Here is an 18,221-nt window from a genome sequence, read left to right on the forward strand (position 1 = left end):
AGTTGGGGCTTGACGTTTCCGAAGGCTTTGGATGTCCTTGTCTCTTCGTTGGTTCGTCGAGTTCTCGTCGTCAGGCCAGAGCGCGCCGCCGACCCTTCTCCCTCGGGAGGCGCCAGGGCTGGCACTGGGCGCCAGGAGGAGAGCGGGAGGCGAGGGGGGCACAGCGGGTGAGCGGCTCCCGGCAGGGGGGTCGCGAAGCGCTGTGTCTCCTTCAGCCATCAGGGTGAGCGCCGTTCTCGATCACACGGCAGAACCAGCGTCGGCCAACGAAAGCGAGCGGGACGCAAATCAATGAACCGAAACAGTCAAGCGCACCTCGGTGAGGACGCTCATCAGATCACGGAGACCGTGGCCGTGTTGCCGCGCAGCATCTGGCGGCGCGCGCGCCGCGCGACCTCCGGCGCGAGCGTGCTGCTGCACTCGCTCCGGAACGAAGTCGCGCAGCCGCGCCGGGTCTTGGAGCTCGAGCTGCAGATGTGGCGTCGAATCGGCACGCTCGCGATCGACGGCGACGTGCGCGAGGTAGACGGCGAGCTCTCGCTCATCATGGAGGACTTCGGAGGCGCACCGCTCGAGATTCCCGCGAAGGGTCTGGACGTCGGAACGTGCCTCGAGCTCGCGCTCGGCATGTCTCGCTTGCTGCATCGCTTGCACGAGCAGGGGCTCCTTCATGAGGACGTGAGCCATGGCAGCTTTCTGGTCAATCTCGAGACTCGACGTGTCGAGTTTGCTGATCTCCTGGCAGTCTCCGAGGACGCGGCAGGCGGCGCCGCTTGCGAATCCGCGCCCTCACTCGCCCACGTCGCGCCAGAGCGGACGGGCCGCCTCAACCGTCGCCCCGATCACCGCGCAGACTACTATTCTCTGGGCGTCACGCTCTTCCAGATGCTGACGGGCCAGCTGCCGTTCGCGGCGAGCGATGCCATCGGCTGGGCTCACGCGCACGTGTCCAAGCGCGCTCCGCTCGTCACGGAGCTGTCGCCCGACGTGCCGCCGCTCCTTGCACAGCTCGTGTCCAAGCTGCTCGCGAAGAATCCTGACGAGCGCTACCAGAGTGATCACGGGCTGCTGAGCGACCTGACCACGCTCTGTGAGAGCTTCCGGCGAACGCAGACCCTCCCTGCCGTGATCCTGGGGGCGAATGACGTTTCCAGTCAATTCATCGTCAGTCGAGACGTCCAGGGACGCGACGCCGAGCTGTCGGCGCTGGGAGACGCCCTCCACGACGTGCGCACCGGCAAGAGGCTGCTCGTGCTCATGCCAGGAGCCGCGGGCGCCGGGAAGTCCGCCGTGCTCGCGGAGCTCCTGCAACAGCACGGCGGAGCGCCGGCGCGCCTTTTGTCGACGGCGTTCGAAGAGCGAGCTCAGGCAGTGCCGCTGTCTGGTCTGGCGCAGGTGCTACGACGCCTGGCAGGGGACCTGCTGTCGCTCTCCGAAGCCGAGCTGACGGAGCTGCGGCAGCGCGTGACCGCAGCTCTGGGGCACAACGCAGGCATCATGACCGAGCTTTTGCCGGCGCTCTCCTGCGTCACCGGTCCCTCCACGTCCATCGTCGCGTTGAATCCCATCGAGGCGCAGCGCCGGCTGCAGCATGTCTTCCTCTCCTTCATCCGTATCTTCGCCACGCCGGAGCGTCCGCTCGCCTTCGTGCTCGACGATTCTCAGTGGCTCGACGCCGGCTCTGCCGAGGTGCTGTCTGCCATTCTGACGAATCCCGACTCGAGTCACGTGATGGTGCTGGCCGCGTTCCGCGGCCGTGATGTCAGTGACGTACCGACGCTCCTGAACCTGCAGAGCGCGTTGGACCGGGCGAAGGAGGTCGTGCTGACATTGCCGCTCGGGCCGCTGTCCTCCGACGCGGTCGCGGAGATCGTGGCTCGCTCGCTTCGCGCGCCTGTCGCTGAAGCCCGTGGGCTCGCGGAGATCGTGAGGCGCAAGACCGACGGTAACCCGTTCTTCATCGGTCAGCTGCTCGTTTCCTTGCATCGACAGGGCATCCTGCGCCTGGCGGTCGAGCGCGGCCGATGGTCCGCTGACTTGCAGCGCGCGGAGGCGCACCCCGCTTGCGACAATGTCGGCGCGTTGATGGCGGAGCGCCTCGAGAACCTCTGTCCCGATGCGGCGAGGCTGCTGTCTGCCGCGGCGTGCTTCGGCATGCGTTTCGATCTGCAGACCCTGTCGGAGGCCGTGGGCAGACCGCTCGCGGCCTGTCTCGAGCTCGTTCGGGAGGGGCTGGCCCATCGTCTCCTGTCCGAGGTCTCCGTCGAGGCTCGAGCGGAGCCGTCAGCGCCTGGCCGGAGCCACGAGTCTGCATCGTACGCCTTCGAACACTCGCGCGTGCAGCAGGCGGCGCTCTCACGCGCCAGCGACGCGGAGCGCCTGGCAGATCATGGTTGCATCGGACGGACCCTGCGCGAGCGCCTGCGGGGCGATCGCGCGCCGAGTCGAATCTTCGAGGTGCTGCATCATTTGAACGCCGCTCGCGGCGCGATCCATGACCGAGAAGAGCGCCTCGACCTCGTGGAGCTCAACCTGACCGCGAGTCACCAGGCGCTTCAGAGCGGCGCGTGGAGCATCGCGGGGACCCACGCCGAGGTCGCCGTCGAGCTGCTGGCCAGCTGCGAGAGCGAATGTCCGCCGGATCTGGCCTTTCGAGCGATCTTCGCGCGCGCCGAGACAGCCTTCGTGCTGGCTTGTCCGCAGGTCGAAGCGTTCTGCGAGGAGGCGTTCAGGCTCGCCCCCGACCGCCTGGCGCGCGGCCGAGTTCATGTCTTGAAGACCCGGATCCTCGAGCACGGCGGGCGAATGCTGGACGCCGTGGTCCAGGTGCGCGCGGCGCTGGCCGAGTTCGGCGTGCGCTTGCCGGAGGCGCTCGACGAGATCAACCAGGGCATCGGTGAGGGGATCGGCAAGCTGCAAGCGCACCTGGCGCGCGTGACGATCGAGGGCCTGCCGGCTCTTCCGATGGCAGAGGACGCAGGCTCGCGCCTGGTCCTCGAATTGCTGGCGCAGGTGATTCCTCCGGCGTTTCAAACCTGTCCGCCCTTGTTCTTCCTGGCGGAGCTCATCATGTTCGACCTGGCGCTTTGCCGCGGCGTCGACGCGGTCTCGTGCAAGAACTTCGCCGACTGCGGCATCATCCTCCTCGCGGTGCTGGGCGACTACGATGCCGCCTATCGCATCGGCCTGGCTGCCTTCGAGCTCTTGAAGCGCTTTTCGCCGACCCCGGTCGAATCGGGCGTGTGCTTCGTGTTCGTGGGCTTTCTTGCACACTGGAAGGCGACTTACCGAGATCTGTTCGCGGTTTACGACCGAGGGGAGAAGAGCGGGCTCATGCTCGGCGACCGACAGCACGTCGCCTACGCCAAGAACGATCGCGCCCAGCGCTCGTTCCTGGTCGGTGCGCGGCTGCGGGCCTGCCGCGAGCAGGTAACGGAGCTGCGGCGGTACTTGACGCACATCTCGGCGGCAGGTCAGCTGGTCAATGCGCTGGTCGTCGAGCGAGCCGTCGCTCGATTGACGGCACGCGAATCGGAGAAGCAGGCCGTCGCCGCGGCCGACCGCGAAGCGACCGCCGTGGTGGTCGCCGAGAAGAGCACCCAGTACGGCTACGCCTACGGGCAAGCCCAGATGATGACGAGCTTCATCCTGGGCGACTTCGCTTCGGCGCGTCAGTGGATGGAGTTCACCCGGGAGTTCTTGATCATCGCGGCGGGGCAGTTCTCGCTGCCCGATTACAAGCTCTTCGAAGGGCTGCTGGCGGCGAGGGCGTGCGGCGAAGGAGGCCCGGAGGCGCGGGAGGCCCTGCTCGCTGTCATCGAGGAGAACCTGAAGCAGCTCGAGGCTTGGTCCCATCTGTGCTCGGAGAACTTCGCTCACAAGGCTCACTTCCTGGCCGCCGAGCACGCGCGCCTGACGGGGCAGCCGCTGCAAGTCGTGCTCGCCCGCTACCGCGACGCGATCAGAACGGCCGGAGACGGTTTCATCCACCTGCGGGCGCTCGTCCACGAGCACCAGGCCCAGATGTGGTTATCGCTGGACGAGCCCCTTCACGCCAGGACATGCCTGGAGACGGCTTACCGGCTCTACGCTGACTGGGGCGCCACGGCGAAGCTCGAATTGCTGGCGCGTGAGCACCCCGCTTTGCTCGCGGATACCGTCAGAGGAGACGTCGCGACACCACGCGGCGCGGTGGCGTCCGGCCAGGGTTTCGACAGCGCGTCCCTGCTCAAGGCAACGCAGAGCATCTTCGTCGAGGTCGAGACCGAGCGGCTGTTCGCTGCGCTGATGGCCACGTTGATCGAGAACGCCGGGGCAGAGCACGGCTGTCTCGTCTTGCGAGACGACACCGATCGCACGTACTACGTGGAGGCGCGCGCCCACGTGGAGCGCCCGATCACGAGCCTTTCGCAGCGCCTGGAGTACTCGGAAGCCGAGTTCTTGTGCCCCACCGTCGTCAGCTACGTGCTGCGCACGGGAGAGGCCGTCATGCTGGACGACGCATCGAAGGCCGGCGCCTTCCAGGCGGACCCGCAAATTCGAAAGCGGGGCGTACGTTCGGTGCTGTGCGCTCCCATCATGCGCAAGGGCGACATCCTGGGCGCGCTGTACGTGGAGAACAACGTCAGCGCGTATGCTTTCACGCTCGATCGACTGGCTGCGTTGCAGGTGATTGCCAGCCAGGCGGCGATCTCGATCTACAACGCAGAGCTCTACGAGAGCCTGGAGCGACGCGTGGTCCAGCGCACCGGGGAGCTGGCGCTCAAGAACCGTCAAATCGCTTCGATGCTCGACAATCTGGACGAGGGCGTCTTCACCATCGACCGGAACCGGCGCGTCGAACCGGGATACTCTCGACGATTGGCGGAGATCCTCGGCAACGCCGAGCTGGTCGGTCGAGACTGCCTCGCGCTGCTGTTCGATGGATCGAGCGTGCGACCGGACGCGTGGAGCGCGGCAGCGGCAGCGCTCAGCTGCGCCTTCGATCAAGAGCCGTGGCTGGCGGCGCTGAACGCCCACCACCTGATCCGTGAAGTGGAGCGCACGGGTCCCGGCGGAAGACCCCAGTTCTTGGAGATCTCTTGGAACTTCATCGAGTCGGAAGCAGGCCTGGTGGACCGCATGCTGGTCACGATTCGCGACGTGACCTTGCTGCGTAGCTTGAGGCAAGCGGCGCGCAACAAGGAGCGCGAGGTCGACATCATCGTGCAGGCGCTCGATTGCGGCGTCGAGGCCACACGAGCGTTCGGCGTCGACTGTCGCGAGCTGCTAGCCGCAAATCGCGCGGCGCTCGGGCCGCACGTCGAGAGCTCCGGGCGGCTCTGTGATGCCGCCTTGCGCGACCTGCACACCCTGAAAGGCAACGCTCGCCTGCACGGCTTCACGCACCTGGTGGACTCCCTGCACTCTGCGGAGGACGCCTGCCAGGCGTCGCGCCGGGAGCCAGAGCAGCCGTTCGACAGGCACGAGCTGCTGGAGCAATTGGATGCCGTCGAGCGAACGGTCGCGGAATACGAGTCGGTTTGCGAGCAAAGGCTGACGGCCGTGACCAAGAGGCTGGATGAACGGAGCGAGGGAGTCCTTCACGACATCCGGGGCTTGGTCGCGACGGCCGCTCCCACCGACGCGGCCGAGGAGCTGGTGCGCAAGCTGCGTGGCGTCCTCGCGCGCCTCGACCCTACGTCGGTGGCGCACGTGGTCGACGAAACGCGCGAAATGTTGCCGAGCTTGGCCGCCGAGCTCGGGAAGCCCGCGCCCGCGGTGCTCACGGAGCAGGCCGAGGCGCAGCTGGCCAGCGACTGGACGGGGCTCGTGAAAGACATCCTGGTTCAGTGCTTTCGCAACTCCCTCTATCACGGCATCGAGAGGCCCGACGTGCGAGAGCTCGCCGGCAAGGCGGCGCAGGGCCGCATCGATGTTCGCGTGCGGAGCGGACCGGGCGCGCTCGAGCTGCAGATCTTCGACGATGGCAGCGGACTTTCACTCGAGAAGCTGCGTCGGCGGGAGGGCGTTCATGCGCTGCCCGACGAAGCCCTGGCCGACCAGATCTTCCTGTCCGGCGTCTCGACCGCAGAGACGATCGGTCGAGTCGCCGGTCGAGGTGTCGGGCTCGACATCGTGCGCGCGAGCCTCCGGGCTCGCGGCGGTGACGCGCTGGTGCGCTTCACCGGGGAGGAGCGCGATGGCCACCGGCCGTTCATGCTGGTCCTCCTCATGCCGCAGAGCGCGCTCGCGAACTTCGGGCTCAACGACGGGACTCACTGCTCCGCGGCCTGCGTGACGACGCAGGCGTAGCCTCGATGGCAGCCACGCTCTTCTCACATGCGCGCCCGAGCCCAGGCCCAGGTCCGGGCCAGGCACGGCTCGAGCGGCGAGACGCGGTAGCCGAGCTCCGCTTCGGCTCGCTGCGACGAGTAGCGCCGGTCGCGCGACGAGATCTCGGCGAGCTCGGGCGTGAACTCCGGCTCCTTGCCGGTGAGCGCTCCGCGGATCAGCGCGAGCCTGCCGTACCAGCGCAGCAGGGACGGGGAGAGGACGCGCGCTTTCGCGGGGCGCCCAAGGATCGTCGCGATCCGCTGATAGAGCTCCTGGAAGGTCAACAGGTGGCCGCCGAGCACGTAGCGCTCGCCAGGGCGTCCGCGGACGAGCGCCGAGAGGTGCCCCGCGACCACGTCCTCGATCGTCGCGACCGTCGTGGCTCCAGGCGGACAACCGAGCGGCCCCCCGCGCGCTACCTGAAGCAGCATGCGGCTCGCGTTCTTGTGGACGTCCCGCTCGCCGAACGTGATCCCTGGGTTGACCGAGAGCCCCTCGATGCGCGGCTCGGTGCGAACCATGGCCTCGGCCTGCGCCTTGGTGTCGAAGTAGCCGATCCCGGCGGACTGCCAGTTGTACGGCGTCTCTTCGTCTCCCGGCGCGGCGGAGGTCACGAACCCGAGCGTGGCGATCGAGCTCGTGAAGAGGAAGCGCCGCACGGAAGCCTCGATTGCCGCGTCGAGGAGCGCCCGCGTGCCGAGCACGTTCACGCGATGGAGCTCGTCGCGCCGCGGCGCCCAGTACGAGACGACGCCGGCCGTGTGCACGACGGCCTCCATGCCGCGCACGGCCCGCCGGAGCGAGCCGGCGTCGCCGAGATCCCCGAGCACGACCTCGACCGCGGGTCCGAGAGCCTCCGCCCGCTCGGTGTGGCGCCGGACCAGGCAGCGGACCGCATGCCCCTCGGCGGCGAGCGCGCGCACCAGGTGCGAGCCGATCATCCCGGTGCTGCCTGTCACGAGGACCCTCACGAGACCATCTCCGCTGGAGGACCGCGATGAAGCACCCGGAATGGCTGCGGCAGGCCATCGCCGCTGGGCGAGAGCTGCACTATACACGGCAACCTCGGATCCGGCACAACGCGATCAACCTGATGAGCCTCGCCGCGCTGATCTGCGGCTGCGGGCTTGTGGGTGCAGCGAGCGAGAGCGTGCCTGTCTGGCTCTACGTGCCCGTCGGCAGCGTGCTCCTCGGCTGCATGCTCTTCGGCCTGTTCATCCTGGTGATCCACGAGTGCAGCCACGAGATGTTCGTGCTCCTCGCCGATCCCGGGCGCTCGCGCGCGCTCAACCACCGGATCGGGTGGCTCGTCGGTGTGATGCTCTTCACGGACTACGAGAACCACTGGGAGAAAGGCCACCTCCCGCACCACCTGCACCCCACCGACCCAGATCGCGACCCGCAGAACCCCGATCCGCTCGATGGCCGGCGGCTCCTCGCGCGGATGCGCTGGCTGTTGCTCCCGGGCGGCGCGCTCGCGCTGAACCCCTCGCGCCGTTACCCGGTCAGCCTGCCGCGCCTCGGCGCGGGGCTCGCGATCTGGGTCGGCCTCGGCGCGCTCGGCGTCAAGCTCGCGGGCTTTCAGGTACCCGTCGTGATGGTCCTTTCGTTCAACGTCACCGCGCTGCTCAACCTCATCAAGATCGCCCAGGAGCACGGCTCGGGGCTCTCCCGCGAGGCCGATCCCTACCTGCGCACGCGGACGTACTTCCACGCAACGTCGATCCTGACCTCGCCCTTCAACATCAACTACCATTTCGAGCACCACGCGAGCTTCGGCGTGCCCTGGTACGCGCTCCCGACGTTCCACCGGCGCGTGCTCGAGCTCATGCCGAGCGAGCTCCACGCGTACTACGTGACCCGCGGCTTTCGCGCGTTCTGTGCCCAGCTCGCCGGCCGGCGCCCGCTCCCGCCCGCCGAGCTGCGGTCGCGGCTCGAGGGTTGAGCTTGGCTGGCCGCGCTCATCCCTCCACCGCGGTAGCGGTTGACCGTCGGCATGTCCACGCGCTGGAGTCTGCGAGCTCGGATGAGCTGCGCGCGTCAGAGCCGCTTTCAGCGGCTCGGAACCCACGAAGCACCTACGGACCGACGTAGCGGTAGACGCGGAGCCAGTCGTACTCGGCGCGCGTGGGGGCGGTGCTGCTGTTGACGGGGCCTGCCCAATCTGGCGACCCAGAAGCCCAGATCGTCAAGAGGATGTTCTGAGGGAGGACCATGCGTTCCATTTCCTCGGTGGCAGTGTGCATGAGCGCTCCGTCGACGTAGAAGCGCGCCTCACCGGGCACCCATTCGATGGCATAGGTGTGAAAGCCCGCTGCGGGGTTGAAGTCCAAAGTAACGAGCTCGGGGAACTGGAGGTGGCCGGTGGCTGGATCAGCGGGCGGGATGTTCACCATGTGGTTAAACTGAATGCGATCGGCGTCTTTGCCCAAAAACTCGATGTCGAGCTCGTTCCAGTCGTCGGGGGGCCATGGGGTATAAATGAGCACCAGAGAAGAGACGACCGCGGAGCCCCGCGCAAACCGAGCTGACGCTTCTATTTTTCCGTAGGTCAGCGTCTCGCGAGAGCGCATTTCCACGCCGCGGAAGGGCTTGTTGGTATCGTTGGCTGCCGTCAGCGAAAGATGCAGGATGCCGCCGCTGACCGCAGTGGTTTCGCCGGTAAACTGCGCGAGATTTCCGTCCCAGCTGTGGGTCATCAGCTGCCAGCGAGTGAGATCGACGGTGTCGAACGGATCTTCCCAGGCGAGCTCGAAGCGGCCATCCCCAGCGCCACCTCCAGCGGCGCCACCCGTGCCGCCTGCAGTTGCGCCGCTCGTCCCACCGGAGCTCGCGCCGCTCGTCCCACCGGAACTTGCGCCGCTCGTCCCACCGGAACTTGCGCCGCCCGTACCCCCTGCGCCACCGGTCATGGGTATCTCCGGCGGCATGCCGCCATGGCCACCGGTCATGGGGTCGGCAGCAGCCCCACCCGTCGCCGTGTTGGGGGGAGCTCCACCAGCGGCGGGGGAGGAGCCCGGATCCGGCGAGTCGTTGGAGCATCCCGAAAAAGCCAGGAGCGCGAGGAAGGCAAGGGCTGATCGACTTCGCATGCCGATCGAATACTCAGCCGCCGCGCGGCGAGCATCAAGGTTTGTGCGTTTTCGCAGCCTGAACGCCGATTCGCGGAGCAGCGGTGCCGGAGACGATGGATCTGGGTGCGCGAGCTACCCGGGATCTCGGCAATCGTGCTGTGCGCTCAACGGTTCCAACCTGTCGGCGAGTAGTTTCCGGGTGCCTGGGTCGAGGAGCGCGCTGGGCGCCATGCCCAGCAACTCTCTGATCACCTGGTGACAGCGCGAGTAGCTGCCGAACCCGGCTTCGAGCGCCGCATGAGTCAAGTGGCTGCAGCCCTGTTCGAGCAGCTCGAGGAGCTTCAGCGTTTGCAGCCTGTTCTTGTACTCCGTCAAAGACAGGCCCTGGTCGCGGCGAAATTTGCGGCTCACATCGCCGCGGTTGCTGGCCAGGCGTCGGGTCAGCTCGTCGCGGCGGAGGCTTGGCGCCTCGACCAGCAGGGCCGCAGCACGGTGGCCAAGGCTCATCTGCGGAGGAGGTGTCATCTGGGCCAGCACTGCAAACAAATCGAGCAGCCGTCCTTCGACAGCCGGGTTGTCGCGGCTGTTGGGCACCTGGGCCATAGCGTCTGCACAAGCCAATAAGGCGGCCCCGTCAAGGCGCTGCTGAGGCCGAGAGAAGCTCGGCGCGCAGCCGTGCTCGCGCGCGAACGCATCGATCAGCTCGGGCCGGAACCCTACCACATAGAGCTCGAGGTCTGGGCTGGCGTCTTCGAGATAGTGATCCAGCCCGGGCGGGTACCAAGACAGCGATCCGCGGCCCATCAGAACGCGACGATGCCCCACGCGGAAGATGGCAGTTCCCCGGACGACGAGATTGAACTCCGGTTCGTCGTGAAAATGGGCTGGTCGCCTGTAGGCGGGATGATATCGCCAAGCCTGGGCGCGTCGACCTTCGGGCATGGGGAACGACTGCCACAGCAGGTTCACGGTAAGTCCAAGGATAGTGCAGCCTGGTCAGGGAAGCACTGCGAAGGTGCGCAGCGGCCCTTTTGGGCAGCCGGGGACCTTCAAACGCACATTCTTGGATGTGCTTCGAGGTGTTCGATGGGAGCATGTCCGCCGAGCGGTGGGCGTGGCGAGCATCAGGCGACGGGGCGCCCGAAGTCCGGCTTCCAGGCGTAGGAGCGCGTCTGCGCCTCGGCCGCGAAACGCATGAAAAGCGGGGGCTAGGACAGGCAAACGGCTTCCGAGAAGGCGCGCATCGACTGGGCGAGCCTGCTCCGCAGGGTGACGTTTCCGCGAGGGCAAGGCTGCCCTTCCGCGCCCGCGTCTACAGCGCGCCGCCGCGGCCTGCCAGAGTCCGGTCGTGGGCTCAGAGCAAGTCGGAGAGGTCCGGGGCGTGCGTGTTCAGGAACGCGATCAGCTTCGTCAGCCGGCCGGGGGTCAGGCGCCGCTCGCGGCGGAGCAGCGAGATCGGGACGGGCTCGGCGCGGAGCGGCGCGAGCACCTCGACCGCGGCGCCGCTCCGGAGGGAGGCCGCGGCGAGGTAGAGCGGCGTGCAGGCGATGCCGGCGCCGGCGAGCATCGCGCTGAAGCTCGCGTCACCGTCGTCGAAGGTGACGCGGGCCTTCGGCTCGTAGCTGCCGTCCCGGTGCGGCCAGGGCAAGACGCGCCCGCTGCCGTTCCGGAAGGCGACGAGGTCGTGCCCGTCGAGATCGCGCAGGGACGCGGGGCGCGCGCGGCCAGCGAGGTAGCCCGGCGTCGCGCAGAGCACCCACGGCGCGGCGAACCAGGGCTGGGCGATGTGCCCGGGCAGACCGTCGAACGGGCCGGAGCGGATCGCGAGATCGATCCCGCCCTCGGCGAGGTCGAGCACCCGGTTCGTGACGCGGATGTCGACCCGGATGTCCGGATGCACGCGCGCGAGCTCGCCCACGAGCGGCGCGAGGACGTGCCGGACCATGCCGGTCGCCGCCGTGAGCCGCAGCATCCCGCCGTCGCCGCGATCGGACGCGTGCGCGGCCGTCTCGGCGAAGGCCTCCGCCGCGCGCACGGCCTCGCGCGCGGGCTCGAGCAGCGCCTCGCCGGCGTCGGTGAGGGAGATCGCATGCGTCGAGCGATGGAGGAGCCTCACGCCGGCGCCGTCCTCGAGCCGCGTGATCGCCTTCGAGACGCTCGCGGCGGACATCCCGAGCCTGCGCCCGGCCTCGGCGACCGAGCCCGCGTCCACGACCGCGAGGAAGCACCGCAGCTGCGGGACGGACACCTCGAAGTCGATCGCGGCCATGCCGCGCGACGATGCGCGCGTCCGCGGCGCGCCGCAATGGCGGGCCTCCTCGCCGCGCTCGCGATCGGCTGCGCCCCGGCGCCCCGTCCGGCAGCGCCGACCGCCTTCGCCGACCCCCGCGTCGCCACCTGCGAGACGTACCTCGCGGCGTGGTCCGCGGTCCCGATCGACAGAGCATCGTCATGTTCACGGACATCCCGAAGGAAAGGCTGAAGTAGATGATCACGATCACCCCCTCCGACCTCGAGCGCTTTCTCCGCGAGGACGACGGCAAGCCCGTCGTCATGCTGAACCTCCTCCGCTTCCGCCCCGACGGCGGCCGCGAGCGCTACTTCGAGTACATCGCGCTCGCGCGCCCCGTCCTCGCCCGCCACGGCGGCGAGATCCTCTACGCGGGCGACGGCAAGACGGCGCTCTGCGCCGAGTCCGGCCAGTCCTGGGACTGCGTCGCCCTCGTCCGGTATCCCTCGCGAAGGGCGTTCACGGACATGATCGCCGACCCGGAGTACCACCGCGCCGACCCCGTGCGCCTCTCCGCGCTCAGCGAAGCCGTGCTCCAGCCGACAGACCCGCTCGGCTGAAGCACTCCGCGCTCTCGAAGCGCCTCGGCGCTTCTCGTGCTTGCGCCACTCCTGGATGCGCGACCAGAAGTGCTCGGTGAACTTCTCGACCTCGTGCTGCGGGAAGAGCGCGGTCACCTTCTGGCGGACCGCGCCCTTCGCCGCCCGCGAGGAGCTCCGGGCTATTGCAGCGTCACGGTGTAGGAGCCATTGGCTCGGAGGCCGAGCATCTGGATGACCCGGACGACGTACTGGCCAGGTTGCTCGAAGAGCGACGACACGTCATTGTCACCTTCCAGAAGATATTCCTCGAGGGGGAGCTCTTCGGCCGGCGCATCGCGCCGGCTCACTTCGATGCGGCCAGTGTCCGTATCCCGCAGCACGATGTGGAGGTTGGTCGATGCGCCTGCGCTCAGCAAGAACCAATCCTCGTCTTCTCCCCTGGCCAGCTCCCACTTGCCCTCGACGGCCTTGCCGGCCTCCAGCGTGGTCGCCGTCTCCAGGGACGTCCCGTGATCGTCCGTGTAGAGGGAGATGTAACGATCGATATCTTCGGGGCTCGGGAGCAGCGGCGACGAGACCATCTGTTCCCCCAGCGAAGCTCGGAGGTGGTATGTGCCCGTCTGGCTCGGCTTGAACGAGACGGTCCGGTCCGAGGCCGATGCCACAAGGTTCTGCTGGGCATCGAAGAGCTCGAGAGGCACGCGGCCACCGAGGGAGTAAATCGTGTTCGCCTGCAGATCGACGGCGAACATGTCCACGTCGCCGGGCGGCTCGATGCGCGCGCTCCATTCGCCGGGATCGACCACGCTGGCCGAATCGGGGCGATTACCGTGGTCGTCCTCCACGTGACACAGGGGCCGCGACGGGTCGTCCGTGTGACCCTCGCACGCGCGAAAATCCCGGAGGAGACCCAAGTAAAGCGAGAGCCAGCGGGAGAAGACCTCATGGTTCTCCTCGTTCATGTCCGACTGATCGACGGCGCGTTGCATCGCGTCGGCTCGAGCCAGCATCCACTCGATCTGGTCGAACAGCGCGGGGCTCTGGTTGCGCCGCAGCCAGTCCGCGAACGCGTCTCGGTTCTGTTCGAGCGTGCGCCCCTTGTTGGCCACGTAATCTGGCCGGGACACGCCGACCAGGTCGAAATCGTAGGGAGCGTAAAATATCGCCTTGCGCTCGAGGTCGACCATGGTGACCAGGTTCTTCCCATCGATTCCGTCGTACTGAATCACGAAATCGTGCAGCAGGTTCAACAGCAATAGACCAACCGGGTCCACCTTGAGCTGCGAGGTGTCGACCCCGGACAGTTCTTCCAGTTCCACCATGCCGCAGCGCTCGGCCATCTCGTCCTCGGGCTCGCGCACGAACGCGAGGTGCGTCTCCTCCTTGCCGGTCGGCGCGTCGTGGTAGGTGAGCCGTACGAGCCGCGTCTTGAGCGAGGGCACCTGCAGCTGATCGAGCACTTGATAAACAGTGTCCTCCATCCGCGCGCGCTGTTCGTAGGTCTCGATAGAATCCGCCTTGAGCGTGGGAGACAGGCCCTCCCTGTCTCCGCAATGCGTGACGAACTTCACCGACTTGCCGAGGTGCGCGAAGATGTTTTCTTTCTGCTTTTCCTCGAATTTGAGCGAGAACGGGCGAAAGCCGCAATGGAAGCGCGAAACTCCCCGGGCGATGATGTTCGCGGTGATCGGCGCCGCGCCGCTCTGGTCGCTCAGCTCGATCACGGCCTGTGAGCCGGATTCCTCTTTTGTGGGTGCACTGTTCAGCTTCGTAAAATCGGCAGAGATCCGCATGTTCAACACGTCGCGGCTCTTGAACATGGGCGACTTTGAAGCGTGACAGGTGAACATCTGCGAGTCCGGCGACGTGTCGGCGGGCGTGTCATCGCCATTGCCCGCGGGCGTGTCGTCGCCATTGCCGGCGGGCGTCTCATCGCCATTGTCGGCGGGCGCCTCATCGCCATCGGGATCCAGGATGGATTCCTTCGAGTTGTTGGGTGGCTCACTGGAGCATGCCCCGCTCAACGCGAGTCCAGGCAGGAGCAGGGCCGCAAGGGTAATCGAGCGCACTTGGTTCATAGGACATTCAACCATTAAGAATGGGTGGTACCGCGTTAGGAAGCACAGGTGCTGCGAGTGAAATATTCAGACCATGATAGACGACGATGCTCTCACTCATGTGCAACACCATCGTCGATGACCGGCCTCTCATGCCCATCCGGATCCTCCCCAGGGCTGCCGCAGGGGGGCTAGAGCGACAAACGGGTTGAAACCCCGAAAAAAAGCAGAAATTTCACAGGGAGGCGGGGAGGCGGGGAGCGAGAGACGGCGAGAGGAAGAGATTCTTTTTTTTTCTTCCTCCCCGCCTCCCCGCCTCCCTGTGAAAATTCTCCGGGTTTCAACATGATTGGTGTTCGAGAGCCATCGCGCGCCGCCCGGATGTGGGCCGCACACCGGGATTGATGCCGCCAGGGGGCGCGAGCCTTCAGATGATTTGCCGTGGCGTCCTCGACGCGCTCGCCTGGACACCTGGAGAGGTGTCGTCGCGGAACTTTCGATCCATCGAAGCGCGACATTTGCTATCGCACTGAAACCTTCTGACGCGTTCTGCTGCTGGGGCCGCATTGCCCCGCGGGCGCGCGGCACGCTCCCGCGGACCCTCCATCACCGCTTCCGCTGCACGAGCGATCTGTGACGCCTCCGCGTGCGGCCTCGTCGTGCTTCAGCGCGCGATCAGCTCCCCGTCGGAGGTCCACCCCACCTGCGCGCCGGGCGCCGTGGAGCCCGGCTCCGAGAACCACAGCGTGATGCGACCGCTCGTAGGCTCACGCTCCACTTCGGGGAGCCCGAGATCGGGATCGCCCGGGTAGCTCCGCTGCTCGCCGTCCGCCAGCGTGACCGCCATCTGCCGGATGAGCGCGCCCTCCAGCTCGAACGTCACGCGGCGGCCATCCGCCAGGGTGACGCCGCTGCGACCGATCGATGTCGGCGCGTTCGCCAGCCACGCTTCGCGCATCGCGACGCGCGGATCGCCGATGCGCTGGGCGTGCTCGCCGCAGGCCGGCGGCGCATCCCCCAGGCGCGCGCACGCTGCGTGGAAGAACGCGCTCGCCGCCTCATACTCGCGCACGAAGCGGTAGCGCGCGGCCAGGATCTCGTCGTCGAACATCGGAACGTTGGCGAGCGGCTCCGCGTCGATCTGATTCAGCGCGACCTGCACCGCGGCGATCCCATCGACGATGGCAACTCGGAGCACGTCCGCCGGCACCTCTTCCCGCAGGGTCCAGATCAGCTGCCGGAGCGACTGGCCTGTCTCGTGATCGGCGCGACCGAAGCGCCAGAATGCATCCGAGACGGACTCCTCGTAGACGTCCATCCTCCGGCGGCAGTCGACGGGCGTGCCCCCTTCGTCCAGCACCTTGCCATGGCAGGGATCACCGTCGAACACGTGCGCGAGAATGTCGGCGATGGCCTCATTCGCGGCGGTGCTGAGGCGCTCGCCGAGCGGACCGGAGGCGAGCCAGAGGCCGTAGTGCAGCGCATGGCCCAGCTCGTGATTCACGACGTCCCTCTCCAGGTAAGGGTGTGCGCGCGTGGGCTGCGTGGAGTGTCCGAGCAGGGTGTAGGAGCAGTTCCTGCGAAGCGGCAGCTCGAACTCGCCGTTGTCGGTGCGAAACGAGAAGGTTCCATCGGGTCCCAGGAGCTCGTCGTGCTCCCCGCGCAGCGCCTGCGCAATGTCTGCCGGGCCGATGTCGGGGTTGTCCGCGTGCTCCTCCACTTCTTCGAGGAAGTTGCGATGCAAGGGGGGCCGCTCGCACGTGAACGCATCGATCCGCTCGATCGATGCCCGGTTCGAGGGCGCGCTCGCGACCTCCGCCTCGAGCGCGCGCAGATCGTCGAAGATGCTCTCGCCGTAGAGCTGCGGCAGGGCCTCCGTCGCGCTCGTCCCGCGCGGCGGAGAGATGAAGAGCCGCGCTGGCGCATGCGGTACGCTCAGCCCTGCCTCCGCCCAGTACGCGAGGAACGTTCGCGCCGAGGGCAGCACGTCGGCCTCGAAGCGCTCGCGATCGGCCTCCGTGGCAAACGCTCCGCGCGCGACGATCGGATCGACGAGGGCCGCCGAGGGCGGCGTTGCCTCCTCGCGATCGCGGAGATCGGGCCCAGCGCTTGTCGTCGGTCCCACGTCACACGCCGCGAGCAGCGGGGCAAAGGCGAAGAGAATGGCTTTTTTCATGTTGGGATCTCGAGGAAAGAGGCGTCTCCCGTCGAACCGGCACGTCATGCGCTGGCTCGTCTATGGCCCTATTCCGCGCCATCCCGTGTTCCTTTAGACTCTGCGGACGATTTCTCGAGCTCTTCGGCACGATGCCGCGCTCCGCTGCTACTTGAGCGAGGGTGCGAGGCGCTCCGGTCGCTCGCGCGCTGGTCCGAAGAGTGGGCGCTGCTCTTGCGGGGCGCCGCCCTGCCCGGCGAGGGCGCCGACGCCCCCGCCTGCGTTGAGCCGAAGAGGGCCAGAAAGGCGCCCCCGCCGTGAGCGCTCGCGGCGCGCGCCCCGCCGCCGGGGGCGGCCCGCGCGGCGCCCCCCCTTACTTGTCGCCGTCGACCGGAAGCCCCTCGGCCCGCATCGCCCCCTGCACCGCGGGGCGCGCGGCCACCCGCCGCTGGTACGCGAGCAAATTGGGGAAGCCCGACAGGTCGAGCTTGACGAAATTCGACCAGTTGGTGACCGTGAAGAGGTAGGCGTCGGCCACGGTGAACTGCTCGCCGAACAGGTAGGGCCCCTTCGCGAGCGCCGCCTCGATCACGCCGTAGCGCTTGCGCAGGTACTCTTCGCGCTCTTGCCGCTGCTCGGGCGAGGTCTTCGGGTTGAAGAGCGGGCCGTAGGTCTTGTGCAGCTCAGAGTTGATGTACCCGAGCATCTCTTGCACGCGGTAGCGAGCCATCGTGCCCGGCGGCGGCACGAGCTTCGCTTCGGGCTTCTGGTCGGCCAGGTACTGAACGATGGCCGGCCCCTCGGTCAAGACCTCGCCGCCGTCGAGCTCGAGCGCGGGGATGTACCCCTTCGGGTTGATGGCCGAAAAGTCGCGGCCCGACGACGTCTTCTTGGACGCGAGGTCGACCTTGTCGAGCGCCAGCTCGATGCCGACCTCGCGGGCGACGATGTGCGGAGACAGAGAGCAGGCACCGGGAGTGAAATACAATTTCATGGAAGCATCCCTCGAATCATGTGGTGTTGGTGAGATACCCGAACGACCCCGCCCCGGCGACGCGCCCCCGGGCGTTCGGGGCGGCGAGGGGCGGGCGGGCGCGGGGGTCGGCGAAGGCCCCCGCGCGCCCCGGCGAAGCCCGTCGCTTCGGCGAGGGCCGCGGCGCGCCAGCCCCGATCGCTCGGGGCCGGCGCCATCGAGACCCGCAAGCTAGCGCGCGAAGTTACTCCTGGATACTAGCCAGGTGCTGGATACCTGAAAAAGGGGTATCTTCGGGGTTACCTATGGCACTGCCGGTGCGAAAAAATCGCGTCCCCCCGCCGCCCCTCTGCCCGCTGACGCTGTGCATGGCGCTCTTGCGCGGGGCCTGGGCGCCGAACGTCATCTGGTCGCTCAGCGGGCAGCCGCGCCGGTTCGGCGAGTTGCGCGTCGACATCCCGCAGATCTCGGCGCGGGTGCTGAGCGCGCGCCTGCGCGAGCTCGAGGCCAAGGGCGTGGTCAGCCGCCGCGTCATGCCCACCTCGCCGCCCTCGGTCGAGTACGAACTTACCCCACTCGGCCAGGAGCTGGTGCCCGCGCTCCGTGCCATCGTCGAGGTCGGCAGAAAGCTCAACGTCCGGGAGCCTCACACCTTGCCGGGGCCCGGGGCACGCTCGCGGAAGCGCGCGGCCGCCCCGGCGCGAAGCCACGCCGCCTGAGCGCGGGGCCGGCCCCTCGCACCCGCTCGGCCGGCGCCCGCGTCAGAGCGGAGCCCGAGCTGCGAAGCGGCGTGAGTGCCGCAGGCGAAGCCCCCT

General features: G+C 67.7%; 11 protein-coding genes. 4 read left to right on the top strand and 7 right to left on the bottom strand.

Annotated features, from left to right (window positions below; all coding sequences use genetic code 11):
* The first annotated feature begins 291 nt into the window (after window positions 1–291).
* Window positions 292–6,294, top strand: coding sequence for an AAA family ATPase (locus WMF36_RS16795; protein WP_437580614.1), 6,003 nt, complete (start codon window positions 292–294; stop codon window positions 6,292–6,294).
* Between the two features lie 23 nt (window positions 6,295–6,317).
* Here WMF36_RS16795 and WMF36_RS16800 read toward each other — a convergent pair whose 3' ends face one another.
* Window positions 6,318–7,286, bottom strand: coding sequence for an NAD-dependent epimerase/dehydratase family protein (locus WMF36_RS16800; RefSeq protein ID WP_437580615.1), 969 nt, complete (start codon window positions 7,284–7,286; stop codon window positions 6,318–6,320).
* A gap of 26 nt (window positions 7,287–7,312) precedes the next feature.
* Here WMF36_RS16800 and WMF36_RS16805 point away from each other — a divergent pair, with 26 nt between their 5' ends.
* Entirely contained in the window at window positions 7,313–8,260 is a 948-nt protein-coding gene (locus tag WMF36_RS16805) for a fatty acid desaturase family protein (RefSeq protein WP_437580616.1), read from the top strand.
* Window positions 8,261–8,393: 133 nt separating this feature from the next.
* On the opposite strand, the gene WMF36_RS16810 is transcribed toward WMF36_RS16805, so the two are convergent.
* The 3 genes from WMF36_RS16810 to WMF36_RS16820 form a co-directional block, all read right to left on the bottom strand.
* Window positions 8,394–9,266, bottom strand: coding sequence for a family 16 glycosylhydrolase (locus tag WMF36_RS16810; protein WP_437580617.1), 873 nt, complete (start codon window positions 9,264–9,266; stop codon window positions 8,394–8,396).
* Window positions 9,267–9,521: 255 nt separating this feature from the next.
* A complete protein-coding gene (locus WMF36_RS16815; RefSeq protein ID WP_437580618.1) occupies window positions 9,522–10,358 on the bottom strand; it encodes an AraC family ligand binding domain-containing protein in 837 nt (278 codons plus the stop codon).
* A gap of 385 nt (window positions 10,359–10,743) precedes the next feature.
* Window positions 10,744–11,658 (bottom strand): LysR family transcriptional regulator, encoded by a 915-nt coding sequence (locus tag WMF36_RS16820; protein WP_437580619.1) that lies wholly within the window; start codon window positions 11,656–11,658, stop codon window positions 10,744–10,746.
* A 218-nt stretch (window positions 11,659–11,876) separates the two neighbouring features.
* Here WMF36_RS16820 and WMF36_RS16825 point away from each other — a divergent pair, with 218 nt between their 5' ends.
* Window positions 11,877–12,239 (top strand): DUF1330 domain-containing protein, encoded by a 363-nt coding sequence (locus WMF36_RS16825; RefSeq protein WP_437580620.1) that lies wholly within the window; start codon window positions 11,877–11,879, stop codon window positions 12,237–12,239.
* Window positions 12,240–12,400: 161 nt separating this feature from the next.
* Here WMF36_RS16825 and WMF36_RS16830 read toward each other — a convergent pair whose 3' ends face one another.
* From WMF36_RS16830 to gstA, 3 genes are all read right to left on the bottom strand, one after another.
* On the bottom strand, window positions 12,401–14,299 hold the full coding sequence (locus tag WMF36_RS16830) for a hypothetical protein (RefSeq protein ID WP_437580621.1): 1,899 nt from the start codon (window positions 14,297–14,299) through the stop codon (window positions 12,401–12,403).
* Between the two features lie 643 nt (window positions 14,300–14,942).
* On the bottom strand, window positions 14,943–16,454 hold the full coding sequence (locus tag WMF36_RS16835; protein WP_437580622.1) for a hypothetical protein: 1,512 nt from the start codon (window positions 16,452–16,454) through the stop codon (window positions 14,943–14,945).
* Between the two features lie 352 nt (window positions 16,455–16,806).
* Complete coding sequence (gene gstA, locus WMF36_RS16840) at window positions 16,807–17,427, bottom strand: glutathione transferase GstA (RefSeq protein WP_437580623.1); 621 nt, start codon at window positions 17,425–17,427, stop codon at window positions 16,807–16,809.
* Between the two features lie 284 nt (window positions 17,428–17,711).
* Here gstA and WMF36_RS16845 point away from each other — a divergent pair, with 284 nt between their 5' ends.
* Window positions 17,712–18,125, top strand: a complete 414-nt coding sequence (locus WMF36_RS16845) for a winged helix-turn-helix transcriptional regulator (RefSeq protein WP_437580624.1) — start codon at window positions 17,712–17,714, stop codon at window positions 18,123–18,125.
* The last annotated feature ends 96 nt before the right edge of the window (window positions 18,126–18,221 follow it).

Source organism: Sorangium sp. So ce887 (assembly GCF_051521455.1).
Taxonomy (GTDB): Bacteria; Myxococcota_A; Polyangia; order Polyangiales; family Polyangiaceae; genus Sorangium.

What these genes read in the sequence shown, in the direction of transcription:
- gstA (WP_437580623.1), bottom strand. Translation starts at nt 17,427, where the DNA reads ATGAAATTGTATTTCACTCCCGGTGCCTGCTCTCTGTCTCCGCACATC.
- WMF36_RS16795 (WP_437580614.1), top strand. Translation starts at nt 292, where the DNA reads ATGAACCGAAACAGTCAAGCGCACCTCGGTGAGGACGCTCATCAGATC.
- WMF36_RS16835 (WP_437580622.1), bottom strand. Translation starts at nt 16,454, where the DNA reads ATGAAAAAAGCCATTCTCTTCGCCTTTGCCCCGCTGCTCGCGGCGTGT.
- WMF36_RS16825 (WP_437580620.1), top strand. Translation starts at nt 11,877, where the DNA reads ATGATCACGATCACCCCCTCCGACCTCGAGCGCTTTCTCCGCGAGGAC.
- WMF36_RS16830 (WP_437580621.1), bottom strand. Translation starts at nt 14,299, where the DNA reads ATGAACCAAGTGCGCTCGATTACCCTTGCGGCCCTGCTCCTGCCTGGA.
- WMF36_RS16805 (WP_437580616.1), top strand. Translation starts at nt 7,313, where the DNA reads ATGAAGCACCCGGAATGGCTGCGGCAGGCCATCGCCGCTGGGCGAGAG.
- WMF36_RS16810 (WP_437580617.1), bottom strand. Translation starts at nt 9,266, where the DNA reads ATGACCGGTGGCCATGGCGGCATGCCGCCGGAGATACCCATGACCGGT.
- WMF36_RS16820 (WP_437580619.1), bottom strand. Translation starts at nt 11,658, where the DNA reads ATGGCCGCGATCGACTTCGAGGTGTCCGTCCCGCAGCTGCGGTGCTTC.
- WMF36_RS16845 (WP_437580624.1), top strand. Translation starts at nt 17,712, where the DNA reads ATGGCACTGCCGGTGCGAAAAAATCGCGTCCCCCCGCCGCCCCTCTGC.